Origin of the sequence: Streptomyces albiaxialis (assembly GCF_039530985.1) — a bacterium.
Classification (GTDB): domain Bacteria; phylum Actinomycetota; class Actinomycetes; order Streptomycetales; family Streptomycetaceae; genus Streptomyces; species Streptomyces albiaxialis.
Genome location: NZ_BAAAPE010000007.1, coordinates 114,537 through 138,164 on the forward strand (window position 1 = coordinate 114,537; position 23,628 = coordinate 138,164).

General features: G+C 73.1%; 25 protein-coding genes. 17 read left to right on the plus strand and 8 right to left on the minus strand.

The genetic code is table 11. From position 1 onward, the window contains the following. Positions 1-36 precede the first annotated feature (36 nt). Positions 37-1,389, minus strand: a complete 1,353-nt coding sequence (locus ABD343_RS11445; protein ID WP_344526854.1) for a TerD family protein — start codon at positions 1,387-1,389, stop codon at positions 37-39. Positions 1,390-1,547: 158 nt separating this feature from the next. Next, complete coding sequence (locus ABD343_RS11450) at positions 1,548-2,447, minus strand: universal stress protein (RefSeq protein WP_344526856.1); 900 nt, start codon at positions 2,445-2,447, stop codon at positions 1,548-1,550. Positions 2,448-2,642: 195 nt separating this feature from the next. On the opposite strand from ABD343_RS11450, the gene ABD343_RS11455 reads away from it, so the two are divergent. From ABD343_RS11455 to ABD343_RS11470, 4 genes are all read left to right on the plus strand, one after another. Continuing rightward, the gene (locus tag ABD343_RS11455; protein ID WP_344526858.1) at positions 2,643-3,932 is read left to right on the plus strand and encodes a PucR family transcriptional regulator; all 1,290 of its coding nucleotides are present in this window, start codon (positions 2,643-2,645) and stop codon (positions 3,930-3,932) included. A 144-nt stretch (positions 3,933-4,076) separates the two neighbouring features. Continuing rightward, positions 4,077-4,982, plus strand: a complete 906-nt coding sequence (locus ABD343_RS11460) for an SGNH/GDSL hydrolase family protein (RefSeq protein WP_344526860.1) — start codon at positions 4,077-4,079, stop codon at positions 4,980-4,982. A gap of 5 nt (positions 4,983-4,987) precedes the next feature. Further along, entirely contained in the window at positions 4,988-7,018 is a 2,031-nt protein-coding gene (locus tag ABD343_RS11465; RefSeq protein ID WP_425578154.1) for a hypothetical protein, read from the plus strand. Between the two features lie 11 nt (positions 7,019-7,029). Beyond that, a complete protein-coding gene (locus ABD343_RS11470) occupies positions 7,030-8,142 on the plus strand; it encodes a tyrosine-protein phosphatase (protein ID WP_344526862.1) in 1,113 nt (370 codons plus the stop codon). 91 nt (positions 8,143-8,233) lie between these two features. On the opposite strand, the gene ABD343_RS11475 is transcribed toward ABD343_RS11470, so the two are convergent. Beyond that, entirely contained in the window at positions 8,234-8,473 is a 240-nt protein-coding gene (locus ABD343_RS11475; protein ID WP_344526864.1) for a chaplin, read from the minus strand. Positions 8,474-8,734: 261 nt separating this feature from the next. Here ABD343_RS11475 and ABD343_RS11480 point away from each other — a divergent pair, with 261 nt between their 5' ends. The 5 genes from ABD343_RS11480 to ABD343_RS11500 all read left to right on the plus strand — a co-directional run bounded on the left by ABD343_RS11480 (position 8,735) and on the right by ABD343_RS11500 (position 11,416). Then, positions 8,735-9,136 carry a rodlin gene (locus ABD343_RS11480; protein WP_344526866.1) on the plus strand — a complete coding sequence of 134 codons (402 nt, stop codon included), beginning with the start codon at positions 8,735-8,737 and terminating at the stop codon, positions 9,134-9,136. A gap of 287 nt (positions 9,137-9,423) precedes the next feature. Next, positions 9,424-9,660: a chaplin gene (locus ABD343_RS11485; RefSeq protein WP_344526868.1), complete on the plus strand. Its 237-nt coding sequence runs from the start codon at positions 9,424-9,426 to the stop codon at positions 9,658-9,660. 144 nt (positions 9,661-9,804) lie between these two features. Continuing rightward, complete coding sequence (locus ABD343_RS11490) at positions 9,805-10,476, plus strand: chaplin (RefSeq protein WP_344526870.1); 672 nt, start codon at positions 9,805-9,807, stop codon at positions 10,474-10,476. Between the two features lie 178 nt (positions 10,477-10,654). Further along, complete coding sequence (locus tag ABD343_RS11495; RefSeq protein WP_344526872.1) at positions 10,655-10,894, plus strand: hypothetical protein; 240 nt, start codon at positions 10,655-10,657, stop codon at positions 10,892-10,894. A 114-nt stretch (positions 10,895-11,008) separates the two neighbouring features. Beyond that, positions 11,009-11,416, plus strand: a complete 408-nt coding sequence (locus tag ABD343_RS11500) for a rodlin (RefSeq protein ID WP_344528514.1) — start codon at positions 11,009-11,011, stop codon at positions 11,414-11,416. A gap of 126 nt (positions 11,417-11,542) precedes the next feature. On the opposite strand, the gene ABD343_RS11505 is transcribed toward ABD343_RS11500, so the two are convergent. Beyond that, positions 11,543-11,980 carry a hypothetical protein gene (locus ABD343_RS11505; protein WP_344526874.1) on the minus strand — a complete coding sequence of 146 codons (438 nt, stop codon included), beginning with the start codon at positions 11,978-11,980 and terminating at the stop codon, positions 11,543-11,545. A 250-nt stretch (positions 11,981-12,230) separates the two neighbouring features. On the opposite strand from ABD343_RS11505, the gene ABD343_RS11510 reads away from it, so the two are divergent. After that, positions 12,231-12,731, plus strand: a complete 501-nt coding sequence (locus ABD343_RS11510) for a DUF5949 family protein (RefSeq protein WP_344526876.1) — start codon at positions 12,231-12,233, stop codon at positions 12,729-12,731. 10 nt (positions 12,732-12,741) lie between these two features. Here the strand turns inward: ABD343_RS11510 and ABD343_RS11515 are convergent, their stop codons facing one another. Further along, the gene (locus ABD343_RS11515) at positions 12,742-13,287 is read right to left on the minus strand and encodes a carboxymuconolactone decarboxylase family protein (RefSeq protein ID WP_344526878.1); all 546 of its coding nucleotides are present in this window, start codon (positions 13,285-13,287) and stop codon (positions 12,742-12,744) included. A 90-nt stretch (positions 13,288-13,377) separates the two neighbouring features. Between ABD343_RS11515 and ABD343_RS11520 the strand changes: the two genes are divergently transcribed. Continuing rightward, entirely contained in the window at positions 13,378-13,857 is a 480-nt protein-coding gene (locus tag ABD343_RS11520) for a MarR family winged helix-turn-helix transcriptional regulator (RefSeq protein WP_344526880.1), read from the plus strand. 18 nt (positions 13,858-13,875) lie between these two features. Here ABD343_RS11520 and dnaK read toward each other — a convergent pair whose 3' ends face one another. Beyond that, on the minus strand, positions 13,876-15,768 hold the full coding sequence (dnaK, locus tag ABD343_RS11525) for a molecular chaperone DnaK (protein WP_344526882.1): 1,893 nt from the start codon (positions 15,766-15,768) through the stop codon (positions 13,876-13,878). 123 nt (positions 15,769-15,891) lie between these two features. Continuing rightward, positions 15,892-17,010: a ferritin-like domain-containing protein gene (locus ABD343_RS11530; protein ID WP_344526884.1), complete on the minus strand. Its 1,119-nt coding sequence runs from the start codon at positions 17,008-17,010 to the stop codon at positions 15,892-15,894. 178 nt (positions 17,011-17,188) lie between these two features. Between ABD343_RS11530 and ABD343_RS11535 the strand changes: the two genes are divergently transcribed. The 6 genes from ABD343_RS11535 to ABD343_RS11560 all read left to right on the plus strand — a co-directional run bounded on the left by ABD343_RS11535 (position 17,189) and on the right by ABD343_RS11560 (position 22,579). Then, positions 17,189-18,136 (plus strand): AurF N-oxygenase family protein, encoded by a 948-nt coding sequence (locus ABD343_RS11535; RefSeq protein ID WP_344526886.1) that lies wholly within the window; start codon positions 17,189-17,191, stop codon positions 18,134-18,136. A gap of 301 nt (positions 18,137-18,437) precedes the next feature. After that, entirely contained in the window at positions 18,438-19,163 is a 726-nt protein-coding gene (locus tag ABD343_RS11540) for a TetR/AcrR family transcriptional regulator (protein ID WP_344526888.1), read from the plus strand. A gap of 70 nt (positions 19,164-19,233) precedes the next feature. Next, positions 19,234-19,845, plus strand: coding sequence for a redox-sensitive transcriptional activator SoxR (gene soxR, locus ABD343_RS11545; RefSeq protein ID WP_344526890.1), 612 nt, complete (start codon positions 19,234-19,236; stop codon positions 19,843-19,845). Positions 19,846-19,850: 5 nt separating this feature from the next. Beyond that, entirely contained in the window at positions 19,851-20,156 is a 306-nt protein-coding gene (locus tag ABD343_RS11550) for a hypothetical protein (RefSeq protein WP_344528516.1), read from the plus strand. Between the two features lie 155 nt (positions 20,157-20,311). Continuing rightward, positions 20,312-21,220, plus strand: coding sequence for a protein kinase domain-containing protein (locus ABD343_RS11555; RefSeq protein ID WP_344526892.1), 909 nt, complete (start codon positions 20,312-20,314; stop codon positions 21,218-21,220). A 123-nt stretch (positions 21,221-21,343) separates the two neighbouring features. After that, positions 21,344-22,579 (plus strand): C40 family peptidase, encoded by a 1,236-nt coding sequence (locus tag ABD343_RS11560; protein WP_344526894.1) that lies wholly within the window; start codon positions 21,344-21,346, stop codon positions 22,577-22,579. 63 nt (positions 22,580-22,642) lie between these two features. On the opposite strand, the gene ABD343_RS11565 is transcribed toward ABD343_RS11560, so the two are convergent. Then, on the minus strand, positions 22,643-23,503 hold the full coding sequence (locus tag ABD343_RS11565) for a protein phosphatase 2C domain-containing protein (RefSeq protein WP_344526896.1): 861 nt from the start codon (positions 23,501-23,503) through the stop codon (positions 22,643-22,645). Between the last annotated feature and the right edge of the window lie 125 nt (positions 23,504-23,628).

Here is a 23,628-nt window from a genome sequence, read left to right on the forward strand (position 1 = left end):
TCGGGGCAGCCCCTGCCCAGCCCTGAGGTGAAGGGATCAGCTCTTGCCCGCCGCGTGCCAGGTCATGCCCCAGCCGTATTCGAGGTCCGCCGACTGCTGCTTCATGATGCCGGGCGCGCGCACGATGTACTTGGCCTCGCGGCGGACGACCAGTTCGCCGCCGTTGTTCTCGATCAGCGCGACGGCGGCGACCTGCGAGGGGACCGTGCACTCGTCGAGGTGCATCTCGACGGGCGGGCCGGCCGGCGGATAGAGCGTGGCGACGCCGTCGAGGCCCGCGAAGCTCTCGGCGCCCCGGTAGATGACCACGAACACGAGGAGGCGCTTGATCTCGGCCTGGTGGTCGAGGTTGACGACGAGGTTCTCGCCCGCCTCGCTCGCGCCCGTACGGTCGTCCTGGTCGAGGCGGACGTAGGGCGGCTGGTCATAGGAGCCGAACTGGTTCTCGATGGGGTGGACGATGCCCGTCGCCCCGTTCTGCAGCTCCCACAGGCAGGAGAGGTCCAGGTCGACGTCCTCCAGCCGGACGGCGGGCTTCCCCTTCTTCATCCAGCCCTTCGATCTCCGGGCGCTCCAGCGGAGGTTGACCCGCAGGGCTCCGGACGTGGCGCCCTGCTTGGTCAGGGACACCGCCGGTGCCGCCTTCGTCAGCGTGATCTTCGAGAGGCTCACGGGCGGCGGCGCGGACGCCGCGGGAGGCGCCATGGGCGGGGCCTGCGGAGCCATGGGCGGCGCCTGCGGGGCCATCGGCGGGGCCTGCGGAGCCATGGGTGGCGGCGCGGGCGCCGACTGTACGGGCGCGGGCGGCGCCTGTACGGGCGCCGGCGCCGGCGCGGCCTGAGGGGCCGGTTCCGGTTCCGGTTCCGGTTCCTCCACCGAGATACCGAAGTCCGTGGCCAGGCCCGCGAGCCCCGAGGCGTAACCCTGGCCCACCGCGCGGAACTTCCACGCGTCGTTCCGCCGGTACAGCTCGCCCAGCACGAAGGCCGTCTCCGTCGTGGCGTCCTCGGCGTCGAAGCGGGCGATCTCCGTGCCGGTGTCCGCGTCCTCGACGCGGACGAACAGCCCGGGCACCTGCCCGAACGTGCCCTCCGTCGAGGCCACGACCGCCACCTTCGTGATCTCCTGCTCCAGCCCGGCCAGTTGGACCCCGACCGTCTCCCGCACGCCCGCCGGGTCCTGGCGCCTGCCCTCCTGGCGAACGGCGCCGCTCCGGTGCACGGGCTGGTTGTAGAACACGAAGTCGTCGTCCGAGCGGACCTTGCCGGACTCCGTCAGCAGCAGCGCCGACGCGTCCACCTCGGGGACGCCCGGCCCTCCCTGCCATCCCAGCTCGACGCGGACCCTTGCGGCCGGTACGGGCGCGTTGGCGCCCTTTTGCAGCGACATGTCTGCCTCCCCCGTCACGATCTTCCGTCCCCGCAGCCTAGGCGCTCGGCCCCGTGCGACGGGAGGGAGTCCGGAGCGAAGCGTTCCCGGCGAAGCCCCCCCCGCCGCGCGGATCGGCGCCGCGCGCATCGCCGCCGCGCGGATCGGCGCCGCGTCCGTCAGCTCCGCGGCATCGAGCCCCGTACGACCGCCACCGGGCAGTGCGCGTGGTGCAGCAGGGCCTGGCTGACGGAGCCGAGCAGGAGGCCCCTGAAGCCGCCGCGCCCGCGGGCGCCCGCGACGAGGAGCTGGGACTCCTCGCTGGCGTCGATCAGGGCCTGGCGGGTGTACTCCTCGACGAGGCGGGGCCGCACCGTGACGTCCGGGTAGCGCTCGCGCCAGCCCGCGATGGCCTCGTGCAGCACCCTCTCCTCCTCCTCGCGGAGCAGGTCCACGTCGTAGACCAGCGGCATCGCGACGCCGGGGCCGCTCGCGACGGGGCCGGTGAAGTTGTTCCAGGTGTGCAGGGCGACCAGTTCGGCGCCGCGCAGGGACGCGGCCTCGAAGGCGAAGCCGACGGCAGCGTCGCCGACCTCCGAGCCGTCCACGGCGAGCAGCACGGGCCCCGCCGGGTCGGGCCGCCCGCGCGTGACGAGGACGGGGCACTCGGCGTGCGCGGCGAGGTGGACGGCGACGGAGCCGACGAGCAGCCCGGTGAAGCCGCCCATGCCGCGCGTGCCGACGACGACGAGGGTGGCCCCGTGCGAGGCCTGGCCCAGGACGGTGAGGGGCTCGCCGGTCACGACGTCGTGGACGACCTCCACGGAGGGGTCCGTACGGTGGGCGCGCTCGACGGCTTCCTGGACGGTCTTCTCCGCGAGGTTCTTGAGCCCCCCGTCGGCGGGGCCCACCGTCGAGGGGCCGAGGGGGACGTTCATCATCGGCCAGACGAAGGCGTGCAGGATGTGCAGCCTCTCCCCTCGCATCGCGGCCTCGCGGGTCGCGGTCTCCACCGCGTCGAGGCTCGACGGCGAACCGTCCACCCCGACCACAACTGATGCCCTGGCTGCGCCACTCACCGGTGCTCTCCTTCCGCCGTGCGCGGGGGTCGTCCGCCCGCCGTACGCGGGGGCCGTCCGCGCCTCCACCCTTACAGGGCAGAAGCCCTCACAGCAGGGGCAGATGGCCCGAACGGGGCGGGACCTTCGGCCCCGGGGGCACCACATGGCCGCCGCCGGGGAGCTACGGCGGCCCGCAGTGGGCATGGTTCCGGCATGTCCATGGCGGATCACAGACGGCACCCGCACAGACGGCAGCGGCAGGCCACGCACTCCGCGCCCCTCATCGGCGGCGTCCCGGTCGACGTACGGCTGGGCCGTGCCGTCCCCGCGCTCGCCCGGCGCATGGTCGCGCTGTTCACCGAGCGGCTCCCGACGTACGCCATGCTCCCCGGCGAGGAGCTGGCCGGGGACATCACGCGGGCCTGCGAGGAGAACCTGCGCGTCGTCGTACGGTCGCTGCGCACCGGGCGCTTCCCCTCGCCCGGCGACGGCGAGCTGGAGGAGCTGGCGCGGTCGGCCTCGCGGCGGGCCGAGGAGGGGATCCCGCTGTCCGCCGTGCTCTCCGCGTACCACCTGGGCTGGCGGCTCGGGCTGGACGAGGTGCTGGCGGACGCGGGGCCCGAGGACCTGCCGGCCGTGCTGGAGGTGCAGGATCTGCTGCTGGAGCAGCTCCAGTTGGTGACCTCGGTCGTCACGGACGCGTACCAGGAGGTGCGCGAGGCGGTGCACGGCCAGGAGCTGGCGGCGCGGCACGCGCTGCTGTCGGCGCTGCTCGACGGCCAGGACGCGGCGGAGGCCGCCCAGCGCGCGGGGCTGCGGCGCGCGCCCGCGTACACCGTGCTGACGCTGGCGCTGGGCGAGCACCCGGACGAGCACAGGCCCGGCGTCAGCGCCGCCGTCGCCGCGCGCCGAAAGGTGCACCGCGCCCAGGCGGAGCTGGACCACCACACCCGCGGCGAGGCCCTCTACGCGCTCGGGCCGCACGGCGGCCGGGTGCTGCTGCCCGCCGAGGAGCCGGAGCGGGCGCTGCACGAGGGCTGGCCGGAGCTGACGGGTCTCCTCGCGCGCGTGGCGTCGCGCGCGGGCGCCCGGGTGCACGCGGGAGTGGCCGCCGCCGCGCACGACGCGGTCGCCGGGGCCGTACGGGAGTCCGAGGAGGTGCTCGGCGTCGTACGCGCCTCGGGCCGCGCGCCCGGCGCGTACCGCGTCCTCGACGTGCTGATCGACTACCAGCTCTCCCGCCCCGGCCCGGCCCGTGACCGGCTCGCGGGGCTGCTCGCGCCGCTGCGCGGCCACCCGGTGCTGCTGGAGACGCTGCGGACGTACGCGGCGCACGCCTTCAGCCGCCGCGCCACCGCCGAGGCCCTGCACGTCCACCCGAACACCGTCGACTACCGGCTGCGCCGCGTCACCCGCCTCACCGGCCTGGAGACCGCGAGCCAGCCGGGCCTGCTCGAACTCCAGGCCGCGCTGACGGCGTACGGGGTGAGCGAGGGGGCGTAGCCGGGGCCGGGCCGCACTTGTGCTCCGTCACAACGAACCCTCGAGAAGTCTGCGTTACCGGCCAGTTCACCCGGCCGCTCCCGCTCGCCATGCTGTCCGGCGGACGGCCCATGGACGTGACGACGACGACAGCGGGAGTCGCAGATGAAGAAGCCCAGCACGCGCGCGGTGCTCAGTGTGTCCGGCGCCCTGGCCCTGGTGGTGACCCTGGCGGGGACGGCCGGGGCGGAGGACGGTAGACAGGGCGAGAGATATGTGTCCCTCGGCGACTCCATGGCCTCGGGCCCCCTCATCCCCGACATCACGGGACCGGTCGCCTGCGGCCGTTCCACCCACAACTACGCCCACGAGCTGGCCCGTACGCTCGGCGCCGCCGACCACCGCGACGTGACGTGCAGCGGCGCGTCCAGCAAGCACATGACCGAGCCGCAGAAGCTGTCGGTGGCGGGCGTGCCCGCGGGCGAGGCCCCGCCGCAGTTCGACGCGCTCGGCGTGGACACCACCCTGGTCACCCTCACCATCGGCGGCAACGACGCGGGGCTGGTCGGCGTCGCGCAGGACTGCTTCCGGCTCGACCCGAACGGCGGGAAGTGCCAGGAGGAGTTCACCGAGGGCGGCGTGGACACGGTCGCGCGCCGCGTCGACGAGTTCGCGCCGAAGCTCGCCGCCGTCCTGGACGGCATCCGCGAACGCGCGCCCCGGGCCCGCGTCCTGGTCACCGGGTACGGCGACTACGTCAAGCCCGGCGGCTGCTGGCCCGCCGTGCCGGTCCTGCCCTCCGACGCCGACTGGCTCCAGGGCAACGTGAACCGCCTCAACCGCGTCATCTCCGAGCAGGCCGCCGCGCACGGCGCCACGTACGTCGACGTGTTCACCCCGAGCAAGGGCCACGACGCGTGCGCCGCGCCCAAGGACAAGTGGGTCGAGGGCTTCGTCCCGACCGACCTCGCCGCGCCGCTGCACCCCAACCGCAGGGGCGAGGAGAACTACGCGCGGATCGTCCACGAGAAGCTGACGGCCTCCCCCACGGCGCGTTCCGCCGGGAGGTGAGCGCGGTGCGCGCGCCCGGCGCCACGGCGGTGGCCGCCGCGCTCCTGACGGCCGCCACCCTGCTCACCGCCCCGCACACCGCGCGGGCGGCGCCCGACGCCCCCGCGCGGCCCGCCTCCCCGGGGGGCTGCGACCCCCTCGGCGGCGGTACGGCCTGTCTGCTGCCGTTCCCCAACGACTGGTACACGCGCCCCGATCCGGGCACCCCGACCGGCCGCCGCCTCGCCTTCGGCCGGGGCACGTTCCCGCGCGGCACGCTCTCCGGCGACACCGACCCCGCCGCCTGGAACCGGCTCGACGGCTTCTCCCCCGGCTCGACCCTCCTCGCCCACGTGCCCGACGTCGATCTGAGGGCGAGCGGGGCCGCGCCCGTCACCGACATCCGCGCCTCGCTCGACCGGGACGCGCCCCTCGTCCTCCTCGACAGGGACACGGGCAGGCGCATGCCGTACTGGGCCGAACTCGACGCCAACGCGCCCGGCGCGGACCGCCGGGCCCTCCTGGTCCACCCCGCGCGCAACCTCAAGGACGGCCACCACTACGCCGTGGCCGTACGGGGCCTCAAGGACGCGGCGGGCCGGACCCTGCCCGTACGCCCGGAGTTCGCGCGCGCCGCCGGACCCGCGCTGCCGCACGGGGACCCGCTGCGCGCCCGGCAGCGCGCCCTGCGGCCCGTGCTGCGCGACCTGGAGCGGGCCGGGGTGGAGCGCCAGGACCTCCAGCTCGCCTGGGACTTCACGGTCGCCGGCACCCGAAGCCTCGCCGGGGACCTGCTGACCCTGCGCGACGACGCCTTCCGCGGGCTGCGCGGCCGGGCCCCGGCCCACCGCGTCACGAAGGTCGAGGACTTCACCGAGGCCGAGGACCCCAGGATCGCGCGCGAGGTGCACGGCGAGATCACCGTGCCCAGCTTCCTCGACCGCCCCGGAGGACCGCCGGGCTCGCTGCTGCACCGCTCCCCCGGCCCGTACGGGCGCCCGCGCCAGTTGCCGGGGAACACCCAGACGGCGTCCTTCCAGTGCGAGATCCCGCGCACCGCCTTCGCCCGCCCGTCCCGGCCCGCGCTCTACGGGCACGGGCTGCTGGGCCGCCGCAAGGAGGTCGCCGCGGCGAACGTGAAGGCCATGGCCGCCGAGCACAACTACACGTTCTGCGCGACCGACTGGACCGGCATGGCCGAGGAGGACATCCCCACCGTCCTCGCCGCGCTCTCGGACCTGGGCCGCTTCCCCGCGATCCCGGAACGCTCGCAACAGGGCCTGCTGGGCGCCCTGTTCACCGGCCGCGCCCTGATCCACCGCGACGGCCTCACCACCGGCCCCGCCTTCCGTACGGCCGACGGCAGGCCCCTCGTCGACCGCCGCGCGGGACTGGTGTACGACGGCAACAGCCAGGGCGGCATCCTCGGCGGCGCCCTGCTCGCCGCCTCGCCCGACATCGCCCGCGGCGTCCTGGGCGTGCCCGGCATGAACTACGGGCTGCTGCTCGACCGCAGCGCGGCCTTCACCCGGTTCCGCCCCGTGCTCGACCGCGCGTACCCCGACAAGCTCGACCAGCAGCTCTATCTCGCGCTGGCCCAGATGGTCTGGGACCACGGCGAGGCCAACGGCTACGCCAACCACCTCACCCGCGACCCGCTCCCCGGCACCCGGCCCCACCAGGTGCTGATGCACGTCGCGTACGGCGACCACCAGGTGCCGCCCGTCGCCGCCGAGGTCGAGGCCCGTACGCTCGGCGCCCGCCTGGTCACCCCCGCGCTCGCGCCGGGCCGCAGCCCGGACCGGGTGCCGTACTGGGGGATCCGGCCCGCCGGGAAGCTGCCGTACCGGGGCTCGGCCCTGGTGATCTGGGACAGCGGCACCCCGACCCCGCCCCTCTCCAACACCCCGCCGACCGGCCCGGCGTACGGGCGCGACCCGCACTCCGACCCGCGCAACGCCCCGGCGGCCCGCCGCCAGAAGGCGGCCTTCCTCTCCACGGGCCGCGTCGTCGACGTCTGCGACGCGGCGCCCTGCACCGCCCCACCGGCCCCCTGAGGAGACCCCACATGTCCCGCACACACCGCGTCACCACGGCCGCGCTGACGGCCCTCCTGCTCACCTCGGGCGCGGCCCTGGCCCCGCCCGTACTGGCCGACAGCGCGGACCGTACGCCCGCGAAGACCGCACAGCCCGCACAGCAGCGGGCGGCCCAGGCCGTCCCGTTCACCCGGGCCAAGGCGGAACGCGCGGCCGACGGCAGCCACACGCTCTCCTGGACGTCGCCCGCTGCCACGGTGTCCGTGACCGCGTACCGGAACCCGGACGGCACCGGCGACGGCGTGGACCTGGGCAGCGCGGGCGGCACCGGCACGCTCGCCGTCCCCGCCGGGAAGCTGCCCGCGGCCGAGCGCTGGTACTTCCGCCTCACCCCGGACAGCGGCGGCCCGCTCACGGTCACCGAGCGCTCGTTCGGCATCGAGTCCGCCCGGAACTTCCGCGACGTGGGCGGCTACCGCACCACCGACGGCCGCTGGGTGAAGTACGGCGAGGTCTACCGCACCAACAAGATCAGCTCTCTCACGGGCGCCGAGCAGAGCAGGATGCTCTCCCAGGGCATCAGCCTCGACGTGGACCTGCGCAACTACTTCGAGCGCAAGGAGGACCCGGACAGCATCCCGGAGGGCATCGAGTACCGCGTCGCGGACGTGGCGTCCCTGGAGCACGGCATCGAGTTCCACGACCCGGCCCTGATGACGCTCGCCGAGGCGATAGCCCTGGGCCTGCTCAGCGGCTCCTCCGACCTGGGCCAGTCCATCGGCTACCCCTTCATGGTCAATTTCGAGGGCGCCGACCACGCCTTCAAGGACCTGCTGACCGGCATCGCCACGAACGACAAGGGCGCCACGGTCTTCCACTGCAGCGCGGGCAAGGACCGTACGGGCTGGGGCACGGCCGTCCTGCTGACGATCCTGGGCGTCCCGCGCGAGACGGTCGAGGCCGACTTCATGGCCAGCAATCACTACCTGGGCCGCGACAAGGCGGTCGAGCTGTCGTGGCTGCGCTCGGCGTTCGACAAGGCCGACGATCTGTACGGCGACTTCGGCACGTACGTCCGCGAGGGCCTCGGCCTCGACGACGCCACCGTCCAGGCCCTCCGGAACAGGCTCCTGACGCCCTGACAGCCGTACGCGCGCACAGGAAGCACGCGCGCACAAGAAGAAGAGGCCCCGCACAGGTGCGGGGCCTCTTCTCAGCTCGGGGAAGGGAGCGTCACTTGTTGATGCAGGTGTTCCCGAACGCCGGGTTGAGCAGCCCGATGATGTTGATGCTGTTGCCGCAGACGTTCACGGGGACGTGAAGCGGGACCTGCAGCACGTTGCCGGAGACGACACCGGGCGAGTTGGCGGCAGCGCCGTTCGCGCCCGAGTCCGCCGCGGCAGAGCCGGCGGCGGCACCGACGGCCATGCCGGCGGAGGCGACGACGAGGGCCGCCTTCTTCGCAGTGTTCATGGAGCACTCCTCCAGGAGGTGGTTCAACGGCCCCGAACGGGCGCCGCGATCTGCTGAACGCACCACCTGCTCACGGGGCACGGCTCCGGGCCGCACTTCCGTCGTTCGGCGCAGTGTGCGAGAGAACGGAGATCACACCTCGCGACAATCCGATGAATCGATCAGTCCGCGTCATCCGGGTGAATACGCGGAACCATTCCCGCCCCGCCGAGTTGACCAGTGCGCTCCTGAGTCGAGCCACCACTTCGAGAAGGGTAAATCATGATCAAGAACGCGCTGGCCACGGCGGCCGTCGCCACGATCGCCGTCGGCATGGCCGCCCCGCAGGCCATGGCCGTGGGTAACGACGAGGGCACCACCTCGGTCAACGGCAACGGCGCCACCCAGATGTACGGCAACTCGGCGACGCACGGGAACATGAGCCCGCAGATGGCCCTGATCCAGGGCTCGCTCAACAAGCCCTGCATCGCCCTCCCGGCCAAGGCCAACCTCGGCTCGCTGATCGGCCTCGTGCCGATCACCGTCCAGGACATCAACGTCCTGTCCTCGCCGCAGAACCAGCAGTGCACCGAGAACTCCACCCAGGCCAAGGGTGACGAGCCGCTGTCGCACATCCTGGAGGACATCCCGATCCTGTCCGGGAACGGGACCGCGAACCACTGATCCCGTCCCGGCCTCCGGCCGGACTCAGAGATCCCGGGGACCCGGGCCGCTTTCCAGCGGCCCGGGTCCTCCGCGTTTCCCGGAATCGGCAGATCTGCTGAATTATTCTTTTCCGCATTTCTCATTACGCCGCCCGGGCGAGCCCGGTATGAATTCCCTTTTCCTCGTGTCGAAAACCCCCGGGGCTCGTTACGGATGGCGAAAGCGGAGTTGCGGGCATTCAGCCCGGCACACTCGTGGACGCGAAATCCGTGGTCCAGCGAACACCGCTCAAGAAAGGACTCAACGTGAAGTACACGAAGGTTGCGACGGTCGCCGCCGGGACGCTCATCGCCCTGGGCAGCGCCGCCGCTCCGGCCCTCGCCGACGCGGGCGCCAGCGGTGCCTCCGCCAACTCCCCCGGCGTGATCTCCGGCAACACCATCCAGGTGCCGATCCACCTGCCGGTGAACCTGTGCGGCAACACCATCGACATCATCGGGCTGCTCAACCCGGCCTTCGGGAACGTCTGCGTGAACCGCTGATTCTCCGCGCCCTGTGCGCGGGAGCGGCCCGGTCCGGCTCCGGAGCGTGGGGCATGGACCCCGCGCTCCGGAGCCGACCGGTTTCTTGAAGCGCGGAAGCGGGGCACCCGAAGATTCCGCCACGGACTGAGAGCAGGAAACACCATGCGAAGGGTCTTGAGCAGGAGCCTCCTGACCGTTGCCGCCACCAGCGGCGTTCTCGCCGCAGTGGCCGGCTACGCGCAGGCCGACTCCTCCGCCGAATCCAGCAGCGCCGGTTCGCCCGGCATGCTGTCGGGCAACACGGTGGAGGCCCCCGTCGGCGCCCCCGTGAACGCCTGCGGCAATTCCGCCGATGTCGTGGGGGCGATGAACCCCGCGTTCGGCAACAACTGCCAGAACCACTCGGGCGGCGGGGCCGACGCCCGGGACACGGCACCCCGGCCGCAGGCCCCGGCCTCGCAGGCCCCGGCCCCCCAGGCGAAGCCGTCCGTCGATCCGGCGCCCCAGCGCGAACCGGCCCGTGAGCCCGCGCGCGAACCGGCCCGTGAGCCGGTCCGCGAGCCCGCCCGCCAGGCGGCCCCGGCGGAGCGGGACACGGCGCACCGGTCGCAGGTCCCGCAGATCACCGGGAACGACCACCACGAGGGACAGGCCGAGGACGCCGAGGTGGCCCGCCACGCGGCGCCGAAGGCCGCACCGGCCGCCGACGCGGGTGCGCGGCCCGCGCTGGCCGACACCGGCAGCGCCGGGGTGGGCACGGCGGCGGCTCTCGGCGCCGGCGTCCTCGTCGGAGGCGTCGTGCTGTACCGGAGGGGTTCCCGGGGACGCGCCTGACCCTCCGGGGCCTCGCGCGGAACGGATCGCCCCACAGGTCCGTTCCGCGTCTTCCTTCTCTCGTCCCGGGCCCACGAGAGCCGGATCCGGCGTTTCCCGGACCGCACGGACTCGTTGTCAAGGCGTTCCTGGAACGACGCCCCATGGCCGGGGAGAAAGTGTCGCCACTATGAAGCACATGAAGACCGCGGTGGCCGTGACCGGTTCGGTGATGGCCCTCGGCGGCGCGTCGCCCGCCGTGGCGGCGGACGCACCGGCGGGCTCCCCCACGAGCCCGTCCCTCAGCCTCAATCAGGGGCTCTACCAGGCGCTGCAGTCCGAGACGCTGGACATCGCGCCGATCGACGGCCCCCTTGCCGACGGCCTCGTGCACACGGTCAGGACCGGAGACCTGCTCGGAGGACTCCCACTGGGCTGACAGGCGGCCCTCGGGAACTCCATTCAGGTGAATGAGAAAAACCCCTCGCGCGGAACACAGTTGAACCCGGCGTCCCGGACTTCCGCGCATTCTTCAAGGAGAACGCAACACATGATGAAGAAGGTTCTGTCCACGGCGACCGTGGCCGTTTCCCTCGTCGGCGTCTCGGCCATGGCCGCGCCGCAGGCTCTGGCTGTCGGCAACGACACGGGTACCTCCACGCTGAACGGCAACGGGGCGACCCAGTCCTTCGGCAACTCCACCACCCAGGGCAAGATGAGCCCGCAGCTCAGCGCCGTTCAGGGCTCCCTGAACAAGCTCTGCGTCGGCCTGCCGGTCAAGGCCAACCTCGGCTCGCTGATCGGTCTCGTGCCGATCACCGTTCAGGACATCAACGTCCTGTCCTCGCCGCAGAACCAGCAGTGCGCCGACAACTCGACCCAGGCCAAGGGCGACGAGCCGCTGTCGCACATCCTCAGCGACATCCCGGTCCTGGCCGGCAACGGCACCGCCAACCACTGAGGCGCCGTACCCGCTGGACCCCCATGCGGAAGCCCCGCATGCGGAAGCCTCCGCCGCGATCGCGGCGGAGGCTTCTCCGTGTCCGGACCTCCCCCCGTCCGGCGGGCCGGACGGGGGCCGGGGGTCCTAGCCCGGGAGGGGGCCGAGCACCGTGCCCACGACGGGGAGTTCGCCGAGGGTGTCGCCGCGCGTGATGGGGCCGGTCAGGGTGTCGGTGCCGACCTGGCGGAAGTCGGCCACCTGGGTCGCGATCCCGTTGTCGAGCGGGTCCGCGCCGGTGCCCGCCAGCGGGTCGAGCTGGTGGTTCTTGAGGGTGCCGGTCAGTCCGGCGACCGCGTGCTCCGTGCCGCCGAGGCCCTCCAGGGAGGCGGTGAGGCCGTCGGCGATGCCCTGCGCGGCTTCGCCCGCGCCGTTCGCGCCGCCCGAGGGGCCGGAGGAGTCGGCCGCCGTCGCCGTCGTGCCCCCCGCGCCGAGGGCCGCGCCGACGACCGTGGCGAGCAGACCGGCCCGCATCAGGGCACGTTGGACCGGGGAGGCGGAGCGGACAGGGCCGGAGTTCTTCATACGTACCACCGTGGTGCGAGTGCGGTCGGGACTGTTCCGTCTATTCCATGTGTAATCGTGCGATTGCTCACGGTAGTCCATGCCTGCTCCCGGGTTCCAGCTTGCGCGGCGAGGGGGCGACCGCGCGTCAGCCGCCCGGTGACGCACGGATGAGCGAGCGTGCCCCCTCCCGCGTGCTCGCCGCCGCGCGCTCGCCTTTCAGGGTGATTCGCGGCCGGATGGGCGCGATGTCACCACTAGGGTCCGGGGCATGACCTCCCAGACCGCCCGCAGCGGCTTCCAGCAGCGCCAGTTCGGCACCCTCACCGTGATCGGCTGGACCGGTGAACACCCGGAGGACCAGCGGGACATGCCGTTCCTGCTCGTCTACTCGCTCGGGGACGGTCCGGACGGCCCCGAGGCGGGCGAGGAGGCGCTGCGGGCGATGCTGGAGCAGGTGGGGCTCCCCCTCGGCACCGAGCTGGTGGACGGCACGGCGGCGGGTCCGCAGATCCCGGTGACGCTGATGGTCGAGGGCGGCCAGGCGGTGGTGAACATGCCGCACTTCACCGCGCAGTACCCGGCGACGCCGGAGTGGCTGACGGCGGTGGGCGAGCGCGGGGTCGTCTACTTCATGTTCGCGACCCGGCCCTGGCCGGAGGGGACGCCCGGGGCGCCGGTCGAGGAGGACGCGCTGCGGGAGTTCGTGAACGAGGAGATGATGGCCGGCGCGGCGCACTGCCTGCTGCCGGTGCGGGCCCTGAGGAAGTGAGCGGCACCCCTCAGGCGTAGGGCGCGAGCTGCTCGTCGAGGGGGGCGCGGGTCAGCCGGTTGGCGAACGTCGTCAGCGTGTACGTGCTGATGCCGAGGACGACTTCGAGGGCCTGCCGCGGGGTGTACCCGTGGGCGAGGAAGGCGTCGAGGGCCTCCTGGGGGACGTCGCCCGTGTGATCGAGGACCTCGCCGGTGAAGACGCGGACGGCCTCCAGCCGCGGGTCGTCGAGGGGGCGCGCGGCACGCAGGGCCTCGACCGGCGACGGATCGGCCTCCATGGCGGCGAGCTTCTTCGCGTGCATGGCGACGCAGACGTGGCAGCCGTTGCGGACGGCGACCGTGAGGATCAGCACCTCGCGGGCGAGGGGGTCGAGAGTGGTGCTCTCGAAGAGCGCGTTGAGCTTCTGGAAGCCCTCCAGGAGCTGCGGCGAGGTCGCGAGGCGGCCCGCGGCCGCCGGGAGATAGCCGAGGCCCTGCTCGACGCGCTCCAGGGGGCGGCGCGCGGCGGGCGGCGCGGTCTCGGGGGTGTGCTGGACGAACGGGTTCTCGCGCACGGGATGCCTTTCGTACGATGGACAATGTGGTTGTCGAAACAGTAAACCTGGTTGTCGAAAGCGGCAAGGGCTCTGTCGAGGGGCGCCGTGATGTCTGAGCCCGCGCGTACCGAGCGGTGGGGCTTCGAGCTGCCGCTGATGCTCCTCGCGGGGTTCCGCTCGCTCATCGACGCGCTGCACGCGGAGCTGGCCGAGCGGGGCCACCCCGATCTGCGGCCCGCGTACGGCTTCGCGATGCAGGCCATGGGGCGGGAGGGCGTGACCGCGAGCGAGCTGGGGCGGCGGCTGGGGGTGTCGAAGCAGGCCGCGGGCAAGACCGTCGACCGGCTGGCCGCGCTGGGCTATGCCGAGCGCGTGGACGACGCGGCCGACGCGCGGCGCAAGCGCGTACGGCTCACGCCGCGCGGGCTCGACGCGCTCGCGCTGTCCGCCGAGGTCTTCGAGGAGCTGCGCGGGCGGTGGGCGGCGACGCTGGGCGCCGAGCGGCTGCGGGAGGTCGAGGACGCGCTGGAGGCCGTCGTCCCGCCGGGCGCGTACCGGCTCGACGCGGGCTCCTGGTTCGGGGGGTGAGCCGCCCCCGCCGCGGGTCTACGCCTCCGGGTTCCGCTTGTCCTCGTCGACGATCTCCGCGTCGACCACGTCCTCGTCGCCCGCGGACGCCGCGCCCTCCCCTGTGCCGTCCTGGCCCTCCCCCTCGGCGGTGCCGGGCTGGTCGGCGCGGGCCTGGGCGTACATCGCGGTGCCGACCTTCTGGGCCGCGGCGGCCGTGCGGTCGGCGGCCTCGCGGATGGCCGCGGTGTTCTCGCCCTCGGCGGACTCGCCCTTCAGCTTCTCCTTGAGGTCCTCCAGCGCCGCCTCGACGTCGGTCCTGGCGTCGGCGGGGATCTTGTCGGCGTTGTCCTTGAGGAGCTTGTCGGTCTGATAGGCCAGGTTCTCCGCGTGGTTGCGGGTCTCGGCGGACTCGCGCCTGCGGCGGTCGTCCTCCGCGTACTGCTCGGCGTCCCGCATCATGCGGTCGATGTCGTCCTTGGGCAGCGCGGAGCCGCCGGTGACCGTCATGCGCTGTTCCTTGCCGGTGCCGAGGTCCTTGGCCGAGACGTGCATGATGCCGTTGGCGTCGATGTCGAAGGTGACCTCGATCTGCGGCACGTTGCGCGGCGCCGGGGGCAGGCCCGTCAGCTCGAACATGCCGAGCTTCTTGTTGTACGCCGCGATCTCGCGCTCGCCCTGGAAGACCTGGATCTGCACCGAGGGCTGGTTGTCCTCGGCCGTCGTGAAGGTCTCCGAACGCTTCGTCGGAATCGTCGTGTTCCGCTCGATCAGCTTCGTCATGATGCCGCCCTTGGTCTCGATGCCCAGGGACAGCGGGGTGACGTCCAGGAGGAGGACGTCCTTGACCTCGCCCTTGAGGACACCCGCCTGGAGCGAGGCGCCGATGGCGACGACCTCGTCCGGGTTCACGCCCTTGTGCGGGTCCTTGCCGGTCAGCTCCTTCACCAGGTCCGTGACGGCGGGCATCCGGGTCGAACCGCCCACCAGGATCACGTGGTTGATGGCGGACAGCTCCACGCCCGCGTCGGTCACCGCCTGGTGGAACGGGCCCTTGCAGCGCTCCAGCAGGTCCTCGGTGAGCTGCTGGAACTGAGCGCGCGTCAGCTTCTCGTCGAGGTGCAGCGGGCCCTCGGCCGAGGCCGTGATGTACGGCAAGTTGATGTTCGTCTCGGAGGACGAGGACAGCTCGATCTTCGCCTTCTCCGCGGCCTCGCGCAGCCGCTGGACGGCCATCTTGTCCTTGGAGAGGTCCACCCCGTACGCGTTCTTGAACTGCTTGACCAGGTGGTCGACGACGCGCTGGTCCCAGTCGTCGCCGCCGAGGCGGGTGTCGCCCGCGGTGGCCTTGACCTCCAGCACGCCGTCGCCGATCTCCAGCAGCGAGACGTCGAACGTGCCGCCGCCGAGGTCGAAGACCAGGATGGTCTGGTCGTCCTCCTTGTCCAGCCCGTACGCGAGGGCCGCCGCCGTGGGCTCGTTGATGATCCGCAGGACCTTCAGGCCCGCGATCTCGCCCGCCTCCTTGGTGGACTGGCGCTGCGCGTCGTTGAAGTACGCCGGGACGGTGATCACCGCATCCTGGACGTCCTGGCCGAGGTACGCCTCCGCGTCGCGCTTGAGCTTCTGCAGGACGCGGGCTGAGATCTCCTGCGCGGTGAACCGCTTGCCGTCGATGTTTCCGGAGTCGGGGAAGCGCCAGTTGCCGTCGCCGACGTGGCGCTTGACCGAGCGGACCGTCCGCTCGACGTTGGTGACCGCCTGGCGCTTGGCGACCTCGCCCGTCAGCACCTCGCCGCTCTTCGCGAAGGCGACGACGGACGGCGTGGTCCTGGCGCCCTCGGCGTTGGTGACGACGGCGGGATCGCCGCCCTCCAGGACGCTCACGACGGAGTTCGTCGTCCCCAGGTCGATGCCGACCGCACGCGCCATGTCCGTCCTCCTCGCTCGGTGGCCAGCCAGCCGTCGGCGCCGCGGGGCGGTGCCGCACCTCCCTGCATAAAACCTGAGCGGGGTGACGTCAAGGACGCGTCACGGTCCGGGAGTTGGGTCCGGTCAGTCCGCGGCGCCCTCCGCGGCCCCCTCCGCGATGGCCTCCGCGACCTCCTTCGTCCGCGCGGCCTCCTCGGCGGCGAAGCGCTCCGCGTCGAGCTTCTCGGCGATCTCCTCGTCCTGGGCCATCAGCAGGTCCAGGTTCTGGTCGCCCATCTCGAAGACGCCCATGTCGACGTACGCGCGCTGCAGGCGCTCGCCCCACAGGCCGATGTCGCGCACGCAGGGGACGATGCGGCTGAAGAGGAGGCGGCGGAAGAGCTGGAGGTACTCGGACTGCTCGCTGAGGGCGTCGGCCTCCGCGCGCGGGATGCCGAAGTTCTCCAGCACCTCGGCGCCCTTGAGGCGGTCGCGCATCAGATAGCAGCCCTCGATCACGAACTCCTCGCGCTCGCGCAGTTCGGCGTCGGAGAGCTGCCCGTAGTAGTCGCGCAGGGCCATGCGTCCGAACGCGACGTGCCGGGCCTCGTCCTGCATGACGTAGGCCAGGATCTGCTGGGGCAGCGGCTTGTCCGTCGTGTCCCTGATCATGCCGAACGCGGCGAGGGCCAGCCCTTCGATGAGCACCTGCATGCCCAGGTACGGCATGTCCCAGCGGGAGTCGCGCAGGGTGTCCCCCAGGAGGGCCTGGAGGTTGTCGTTGACCGGGTAGAGCATCCCGACCTTCTCGTGCAGGAAGCGGCCGTAGATCTCCGCGTGCCGCGCCTCGTCCATCGTCTGGGTGGCGGAGTAGAACTTCGCGTCCAGATCGGGCACCGACTCCACGATCCTGGCCGCGCACACCATGGCGCCCTGTTCGCCGTGGAGGAACTGGCTGAACTGCCAGGAGGCCGAGTGCCTGCGCAGCTCCGCGCGGTCGGCCGCGCTCATCTTGTCCCAGTAGGGGGTCCCGTGAATGCTCAGCGCCTCGTCGGGAGTGCCGAGGGGGTCGTACGGATCGACCTCCAGCTCCCAGTCGATGCGGCGCTGTCCGTCCCACTGCTTGTCCTTGCCCTTCTGGTAGAGGGCGAGGAGACGGTCCCTGCCGTCGTCGTACTCCCAGGTGAAGCGGGCCTGACCGGTGGACGGAACCTTCCAGAGAGGGTCGCCCGGACCGTGTACGTAGAGATCGTTGCTCGACACCGGCATCGCCTCCAGTCATGGAGTGCCCCTCAAGGGCGGGCAGTTGGCAGGCTCACACGCCGGTTACCACACGGTCAACAAGCCGCGCACAGGGGATTGACGTCCTTACTGACAGGCAGTCTCATAAGAGAAGAGGAAGAAGTGACCGCCGGTAACGCGTACGGAGAGGTGCCCCCGCATGACCACTGCGCCTGACATCGCAGCACAGGAACGCGAGGTGCTCCGGGACGCCCTCGGCCTGCTCAAGGACCGCGAGCAGGTGGCCGAACGGCTGCTGGAGTCCAGCCGGAAGCACTCGTTCGACCCGGACACCGAGCTGGACTGGGACGCCCCCTTCGAGGACGGCAAGTGGTTCTGGCCCCCGGAGCTGGTGTCGCTCTACGACACCCCGCTGTGGCGGCGGATGTCCGAGGAGCAGCGCTTCGACCTCGCGCGGCACGAGGCGGCGTCGCTCGCCTCCCTCGGCATCTGGTTCGAGGTCATCCTGATGCAGCTCCTGGTGCGGCACATCTACGACAAGCCGCTCACCAGCAACCATGTGCGATACGCGCTGACGGAGATCGCCGACGAGTGCCGGCACTCGATGATGTTCGCCCGGATGATCAACAAGGGCGGCGCGCCCGCGTATCCGGTCTCCCGGCTGCACCACAATCTCGCGCGCGTGCTCAAGACGGTCTCGACGACGCCGGGCTCGTTCACGGCGACGCTGCTCGGCGAGGAGATCCTCGACTGGATGCAGCGGCTGACGTTCCCGGACGAGCGCGTCCAGCCGCTGATCCGCGGGGTGACGCGCATCCATGTGATCGAGGAGGCCCGCCATGTGCGGTACGCACGCGAGGAGCTGCGCCGCCAGATGGTGTCGTGCCCGCGCTGGGAGGCCGAGCTGACGCGGATCAGCTCGGGAGAGGCGGCGCGCGTCTTCTCGATCTCGTTCGTCAACCCGCAGGTGTACACGGACGTGGGGCTCGACAGGCGCGAGGCGCTCGCCCAGGTGAAGGCGAGCGGGCACCGTCGCGAGGTCATGCAGTCCGGTGCCCGGCGCCTGACCGATTTCCTCGACGAGATCGGGGTGTTGCGCGGCGTCGGCCGCAAGCTCTGGGTGAGTTCGGGGCTGCTCCCGAAGTAGGGCTCCGCTCCTTTCGGCCCGACAAGAGGCTGACCCTTGCCCTTTCGCCGCGGGCCTGCGGGCGCGTGGTGGCTCGTCGCGCAGTTCCCCGCGCCCCTGATCGGGCAAGCCCCGAAGTTCCGACAAGCTCGGGAGGTCTTGCGCATGGGGGTACCTCCCTGCTCGAAGAGCTTGGGGGAGCAGGGCTGGCAAGCGCAGCCCTGCGCCGGGTGCGCGCCATGACGCCGAGTGGCCCGGAAAGAGCGGCGGCCGGAAGAGAGTCAGAACGCTTGTGCGGCACTCAGCGGTTACGCTGCCTCGTATGAGCAGCAGCGGCACCGCACCGGCGTATCGCAGGCTGAGCGTGGACGAACGGCGTTCGCAGTTGCTCGCCACCGCGCTCGGCCTCTTCGCGCACCGGCCGCCCGAGGACGTCTCGCTGGACGACGTCGCGGCGGCCGCGGGGGTCTCCCGGCCGCTGGTGTACCGCTACTTCCCGGGCGGCAAGCAGCAGTTGTACGAGGCGGCGCTGCGCAGCGCCGCCGACGAGCTGGAGCAGTGCTTCGCCGAGCCGCACACGGGCCCCCTCACCACCCGGCTCTCGCGCGCCCTGGACCGCTACCTGGAGTTCGTCGACGAGCACGACGCCGGGTTCAACGCGCTGCTGCGGGGCGGCAGCGTCGTGGAGACCTCGCGGACCAACGCGATCGTGGACGAGGTGCGCCGCGCTGCGGCCGACCAGATCCTCGTCCACCTCGGCGCCCGCCGCCCCGGCCCCCGGCTGCGGATGGCCGTACGGACGTGGATCTCCGCCGTCGAGGCCGCCTCGCTGATCTGGCTGGACGAGGACAAGCAGCCGCCCCTCGGGGAGCTGCGGGACTGGCTGGTCGACCACTTCATCGCCCTGATCACGGTGACGGCCGGGAGCGACGAGGAGACCGCGGTGCTGGTGCGCGGGGCGCTGGCGATGGAGCGCGCCGACGGCCCCGTGGGCGGGCTGGCCCGCCGGGTGCTGCCGGTCGTGGGGGACGCCGTGCACCTGCTGTGACGCCGTGCCGCCGATCCCGTACCGCACATGGACTTAAATAAAGCTTGAAGGCCAGGCTAGGCTGGCTGGTATGGCTACTCAACTGTCCTGGAAGGCCAAGGAAGCCACCGTCGGCGAGCTGGCCGAGCGCGCCGGCGTGGCCACGTCCGCGCTGCGCTTCTACGAGCGCGAGGGGCTGATCAAGAGCCGCCGCACCTCCGGCAACCAGCGCCGCTACAGCCGTGACACGCTGCGCCGCGTCGCCTTCATCCGCGCCTCGCAGCGCCTCGGCATGCCGCTCGCCGCGATCCGCGAGGTGCTGGCCCTGCTCCCGGAGGGCCGCACGCCGACCAGGGAGGACTGGGCGCGGGTCTCGGAGTGCTGGCGCGAGGAGCTGAGCCAGCGCATCGAGCTGATGCAGCAGTTGCGGGACCATCTGACCGACTGCATCGGCTGCGGCTGCCTCTCGATGACGACGTGCGCGCTGGTCAACCACCACGACCGGCTCGGCGACGAGGGCCCCGGCGCCCGCGCGCTCGCCCAGCCGAGCGGCCCGCCCACGCCCGCGCCGATGCCGGGCTGCCTGGGGCAGGACGGGGAGACCTCCGCCGACGCGGCGACGGGCACCGGCGCGGCCACGGCTACGGCCACCGGCGCGTCCACGGGGTCGGACGCCGGGTGCGCCGACCGCTGCGCGGGCTGAGCGCCGTGCGCAGCGAGGAGACCTCGTTCACCGGCGGCCCCCTGGACGGGCGCGTCCTGCCCGTGCTGCTGGGTCCGACGGGCAGGCCGCCCAAGACGTACGAGGTCCCGGTGCCGGACCCGGACGGCGGGAGCACGGTGGTGCACGTGTACCGACTGGAGCCCGCGCGCGTGAACAAGCTGGGCCTGCCGCGCGGCTGGACGTATGTGTACGAGCCTGACGGAGCGCCGCACGGTGGCCCGAAGTGGCCCTGGCGGCGGCGGGGAGAACGGGGCGGGCGGGGAGAGCGGGGCGGGTCAACGGCTCGTTAACAACGTCTCCGCTACTGGTACGTACCATTGACAGTGATGGTCTAGTCCGGTTGGCTCCCGAGCAGGGGGCGCCGCCCGGGTTGCCTCCCCCGGTCGTCACAGCGTCGGCCGGCGCCCCCTCCCCACTTGCGCGCGGTACCCCTAGTCTGCTCGGCGTGACCGACGGGATTGCCAGCCTCGACGGCTCCGGGTCCGTGCGGCTCGGCCCCTTCCGGCTGTACGGAACGCTCGGCTCCGGCGCGGCCGGAACCGTCCACCTGGGGCGCGGCGCCGCACGCCGCGGCGCGCGCAAGCGGCTGGCCGCCGTGCGCGCGCTCCGCCCCGAGCTGATCCGCGACCGCCAACTGCGCGCGGAGGTACGGCGCGAGACGCTCCTCGCCGCGGAAGCCGTCGACAGCCCGTACGTGGCCGCGGCGCTCGGCTGCGAGCTGGACAGCGAACGCCCGTGGCTGGCCGCCGAGTTCGTGCCCGGCGTGGCACTCGCGACGCTGGTCGAGCAGTACGGGCCGCTGCCCGAGCCCTCCCTGCGCGCCCTGGGCGGCGCCGTCGCGCGCGCCCTCGCCGCGCTCCACGCGGCGGGCACGGCCCACCGCGACCTGCGCCCCGAGAACGTGCTCCTCACCGGCGGGGCGCCCCGCGTCGTCGACCACGGCGCGGCGCTGGGGCGTACGGCGTGGCACGGCACCAGCGGCGCGAGCGGGGACGAGGAGGAGGCGCCCGGCGCGCCCACCGGCGCGCGGGCGGACGTCTTCGAGCTGGGGGCGCTGCTCGTGTTCGCCGCCACCGCGCGCCACCCCTTCCCCGGGCAGCTCCTTCCGACGGCGCGCGAGGGCGCCGACATGACGGGCGTCCCGGAGGCGCTGCGTCCGGCGCTGCTCGCGTGCCTGCACAAGACGCCGGAGTCCCGGCCGCGCGCCGAGACCCTCGTCCGCGCGCTCGACCTCGGCAACGGCGCGGCGCGCCCCGGATCCGAGTGGCTGCCCGAGCCGTACCTCCACGAGATCGGCACCCTCGCGGAGGAGGCCCGGCGCCTGGCGGGCCGGCGCCGCTTCGGGCGGGACTGACACGCCGTCAGCAACCCGGACGAGTGACACCCCTGGGCGGATTCGCCCAGTTCCGCAGGAGACTCCGCGCGCCCCGGGCCACGCTCGCGATGAGCGCGGCAGCGACGAGAGCGGGGTGCGCCGATGGCCAGGTCCTTCACCCGGACCGTACGGAGCGTACGGGCCGTCAGATCGGCGGCGGTCGCGGCAGCGACCGCGACGGTGCTGACGGTCACGGCACTGACGGCGCACCCGGCGCTCGCCGCGCCGGGCGATCCGGAACCGGTGCCGGGCGGCCAGGAGACGGAGATCACCGAGCCGGAGAGCGGGGCGCCCGAGGGCGGCGTGCCGGAAGGCGAGGCGCCGGACGGGGACGTGCCCGAGGGGGACGCACCGGACGGGGACGTACCGGAGAGCGAGGTCGGCGGGGCGTCCGTCGGTGAGCTGCTGAAGCGGCTTCAGCGCCTCTACGCGCGCGCCGAGGCCGCGTCCGAGGCGTACAACGGCACGGCGGAGAAGCTGAAGCGGCAGCGGGCCGCGACCCGGCGCGCGCAGGCCGCGCTCGACCGCGCGCACGACGACCTCACAGCGGGGCGCACCCAGGCGGGCCGGCTGGCCCGCCAGCAGTACCGGGGCGCGGTCACCGGACTGCCGCCCAGCGTGCAGGTGCTGCTCTCGCGCGACCCGTACGCGCTGCTGGAGCGGGGCCATCTGCTGCGCCGCGTCGCGGGCGACCAGGCCGCGACCGTGCGGCGGCTGACCAGCGGCGAGCGGCAGAAGGCCGCGCTGGCCGCACGTGCGCGCGGCGCGCTGGAGCGGCAGCGCAAGCTCACCGCGGCGCGCAAGGCCCGGCGCGACGAGGCGCGGGAGCGGCTGAAGGAGGTCGAGGCGGCGCTCGCCTCGCTCTCCGGGGAGGAACTGGCCGGGGTGAACCGGCTGGAGGACGCACGTACGGACGCGGCGCAGCGGAAGCTGGAGGACTCGGGCGCGCTCGGCGGCACGCGCGCCCCCTCGTCCGCCGGGCAGCGGGCGCTGGACTACGCCCTGGCGCAGGTCGGCAAGCCGTACCGGTGGGGCGCCGAGGGGCCGTCCTCGTACGACTGCTCGGGGCTGACGTCGCAGGCATGGCAGCACGCGCGGCGCGCGATCCCCCGCACGAGCCAGGAGCAGTGGCGGCAGCTCAGAAAGGTGTCGCTGCGCGAACTGCGCCCCGGTGACCTGGTCGTGTACTACCGCGGCGCCACACACGTGGGCCTGTACGCGGGAGACGGCGAGATCGTGGAGGCCCCGCGCCCGGGCGAGGACGTCAAGCTCTCGCCGGTGGCCTCGAACCCGGTCCTGGGCGCCGTCCGCCCGGACCCGGCGAAACGGGAGAGCTGACGGGAGAGCTGACCGCCGCGACGCGGGATCGGGCCGGGTCGGGCCAAGTCGGACCAGGTGCGGTCAGGCCAGTTCGGCGAGGGCGAGGGCCGCGTCGTCGTGGCGCTTGCCCCGGCGGAAGGCGACGCAGTCCGGGTCGGCGGACTCGGCCGTGCGGACGCGGGCGACGAGGGCGCCCGCGCCCTCCTTGCGCACCAGAGAGAGCAGGCCCGCCCAGTCGCCGAGGCGGAAGGTCTCCGTCCAGCGGGCCGCGCCGTCCGTCAGGGCGAGGAGCGCGCGCACCCGCGCGCGCGGAAGGGTACCGGTCACGGCGCGTCCGGCGACCGCCGGATCGGCGGCGGCGGTGTAGAAACCGGTGCCGTCCGGCGCGTTGCGCAGGCCCTCGACCGCGCGTACGTACGCCGCGCGCGCCGCCGCCAGCTCCTCCGTCTCCCCCGCCGCGCGCAGCGCGTGGACGCGGTCGCGCAGGGCGCGGACGGGCGGCGGGAGTTCGGTGAGGCGGCGGTCGAGGACCGGGGTCACCTCGCCGTCGTCGCCCTCCACGAGCAGCGCGGAGTCGGACAGGACGAGGTGTTCGACGCGGTCCTCGTCCCACCGCGCGGCGACCACCGTTGCCTGCGGCGTACGGATATGAGAAAGATCACAGGTTGAAACGTGCGCCTCCGCCGTACGCGCGATGGCCGCCGCGAGGCATTCGGCCAGCGTCATGTCCCGGCGCGATCCGGACAGTTCGAGCATCGCGGACCCGAGGCGGGCCGTGAACCACGGGACGCCGTGCGCGCACCCGACGTCCTCCCGGGGAGGCGTCACGCCGTCCAGGAGCACCAGCGCGCCGCCCCACCCGGACGCGGGAAGGGCCACGGACACATAGTCCTCATTGGGGCGTTGGGGATCACCGGGCTCGGTGGTCATGTCGATGCGCATAGGGGAAGTCTGCCGGAGGCGTACGGCTTCCCGGCGGGCGCCCACCGGGGGCCGCGCCCTGGTCCGTACCTGACGCCCCGACAGGCCGTACGCCCCCCGAACGGCCCTCGCGGGCGGGGCCCGAA